Below are 1,864 nucleotides of genomic sequence, written 5' to 3' on the forward strand. Positions count from 1 at the left end.
GCACCTGCTTCCGCTAAGACTTTTGCCGTTGCTAAACCAATGCCTGAAGTCGCACCGGTAATGACACATACCTTACCCTCAACCGTGCCACGTAAAGTGCGATCTTTATATAAGTCAGGATCAAGATTACGCTCCCAGAAATCCCAAATCGGTGCGGAATAAGACTTAAGATCTGGACATTCGATACCAGAGTCACGGAGCACTCGCTCTGTTTCACGCGAATCAAATTTGGTTGGATAGTTGATGAACTCCATCGCTGACTCTGGAACACCAAAGTCGTTTAAGAACGCCGAGGTTAAACGTTTAACTGGCGGCAAGTTCTTAACGCCGTTGCGAAGCATTGAAGGGATAAAGTTGAACATTTGCGCATCAATACGCATCGCCATCGTTGGAGCATGACCTGCCTTCGCAAAGATGTTCAAAACTTCACCCAACTTATATGGATCAGGATCTGTTAGATGGAAACACCCGCCATCTTCACCTTCAACATGCGAAATGTACTCTAAAGCATCAACGACAAAATCAACCGGCACGATATTCATTCTGCCGCCTTCAACACCAATCGTTGGCATCCACTGAGGTATTGCACGACGAACTTTTTGAAGCATTTTAAAGAAGTAGTAAGGGCCGTCGATCTTATCAATCTCACCCGTCTTAGAATGACCAACAACCATACCTGGGCGGTATACACGCCATGGCACTTTGCACTCTTCACGCACAATTGCTTCTGAATCATGTTTAGTGCGCAAGTAAGGGTTATTAAGCTTTTGCGCTTCTTTAAACATATCTTCACGGAACACACCACGATACAAACCGGCTGCCGCGATAGAGCTTACGTGATGGAAGCACCCTGCTTTCATTGCTTTTGCAGCAGCAATCGCGTTACGCGTGCCATCAATATTCACTGTTTGCTGCACTTCTTCAGAAGCATATAAATCATAGATCGCTGCAAGATGATAAAAATGGTCAACCTTACCTTTAAGCTCATCCATATCTGCTTTGGCAATACCAAGATTTTTCTTGGTCAGTGTGCCTTTCACAGCAACAACCTGCTTTGATGTTGCACCAATACGCTCAAGCAATGCATCGTATTTATGCATGCTCGACTCTTGCATTAAGAGGTATATAGTCTCGCCACGTGCTAATAACTTTTCTACAAGAAAGCGTCCAATAAAGCCGGTTCCACCGGTAATGAAATAACTCATCGTTTTATCCTTAGGCAGTGATCTCAACACGTATGCTGAGCTAATTCTTAGATTTATTAAAATTTGAGGAACAAAAATGCGCTCAATGATTCCTAATGCAATCAATATAAGTCACGTCCTCATAGAGCAACAACTCCAATTTTTTATAATTCAAATTTTGTTAAACGCACGATCAAACTATAGTAATCACAACCGGATCACTTTTCCGATAACAAGCAGTTGCTAAGCTACGCTCGGCTTTATTCCAGTTTCAAGGAGACCCACTCGGTGATATACCGTACGCTTCTCGCCTTTGGCACACTATTTTTACTCGCGCTCAGCGCAACTTCATCAGCAATTGAACTTAACTTCGATATTGAAAAGAGTCCTAACGACAAACGTGAATATACATCGTTCACTCTCGAGAACAAACTCGACGTTCTAATCATTTCTGACAAAGAAGCGGACAAAGGCGCTGCTTCTCTCGATATTAAAGTGGGAAGTTCACACGACCCAATCGAATTTCCAGGATTGGCGCATTTTCTTGAGCACATGCTCTTTCTCGGGACCCATAAATATCCAGAGCCTGACGCATATCAAAAGTTTATTAGCGAGCATGGGGGCGGTCATAATGCCTACACATCACTTGAACACACTAATTACTTCTTTGATGTGTCCGC

General features: G+C 43.4%; 2 protein-coding genes. One reads left to right on the top strand and one right to left on the bottom strand.

Features of this window, described 5'->3' with window-relative positions; genetic code table 11:
- Positions 1 to 1,205: SDR family oxidoreductase (locus A3739_RS13580; RefSeq protein ID WP_082878408.1), on the bottom strand; the 1,205-nt coding region annotated here is incomplete at its 3' end.
- A gap of 267 nt (positions 1,206 to 1,472) precedes the next feature.
- Here A3739_RS13580 and A3739_RS13585 point away from each other — a divergent pair.
- Positions 1,473 to 1,864 (top strand): insulinase family protein (locus A3739_RS13585; RefSeq protein ID WP_197472316.1); only part of this gene is annotated, 392 nt, incomplete at its 3' end.

The organism is Oleiphilus sp. HI0067 (assembly GCF_001635735.1).